Genomic DNA, 813 nt, shown 5'->3' on the forward strand with positions numbered 1-813 from the left:
TGATGATGAGCACGTCTTTACGGCATCGGTAACCAACGCAGCGGGCAACAGCAGCGAGGCGAAATTTACCCTGAATGTGGATACCACACCGCCAGAACCAGTGATCATCCAGTCATTACAGGATGACGTCGGTACATTGCAGTTCACCTCACCAGTGGCAGGTAATGTCATTGACGATCCGGCGCCGACCTTTACCGGCAAGGCGGAAAAAGGCTCGCTGGTTACGCTTTATGACAATGGCATCCTGCTTGCGACAGTGACGGCAGATGCACAGGGTGAGTGGAGCTATACGCCGACCACTAACCTGCTGGAAGGGACACACGGTATTACGGCGACGGCAACGGATGCTGCAGGTAACGTCAGTGAAATCAGCAGTAGCTGGGATTTTATTATCGATATCACAGCGCCTAACGTTGGGATTTCAGGAAACTCAGAGGAGTCACTGAGCGGTGTTACTGAGCCTGGCGTTGTGGTTGTCATTGTCGATAAGAACGGCACGGAATATAGCGTAGTAGCCGATCAGCAGGGTAAATGGGTGATAGCACCTAACCCAATCTCAGCTGGCGAGTCAGGAGAGATCTACGCTATCGATCCAGCAGGGAACAAGGGCGATACAGTGGCCTTCCAGGGATCTGCACTGGCTACGTATAGCTTGCTGAATGAAAGTATGCAGGTGAACACTACCACCACTGGAGACCAGCTTAACCCGTCGACGACCCGGCTGGCGGACGGCCGCATTGTGGTGACGTGGCAGGGCGCAGGTGTCTCCGGCACCGAGGTTTACATGCAGCTCTTTGAGGCCGACGGTATACG

1 protein-coding gene is annotated in these 813 nt (G+C 54.2%); it reads left to right on the forward strand.

Going from position 1 to position 813, the window contains the following annotated elements:
• Nucleotides 1-813 (forward strand): Ig-like domain-containing protein (locus OK412_RS22590; protein WP_264353621.1); only part of this gene is annotated, 813 nt, incomplete at both ends.

The sequence above is a fragment of the Pantoea sp. JV6 genome (assembly GCF_025910055.1).
In the GTDB taxonomy this organism is placed as follows: domain Bacteria; phylum Pseudomonadota; class Gammaproteobacteria; order Enterobacterales; family Enterobacteriaceae; genus Pantoea; species Pantoea agglomerans.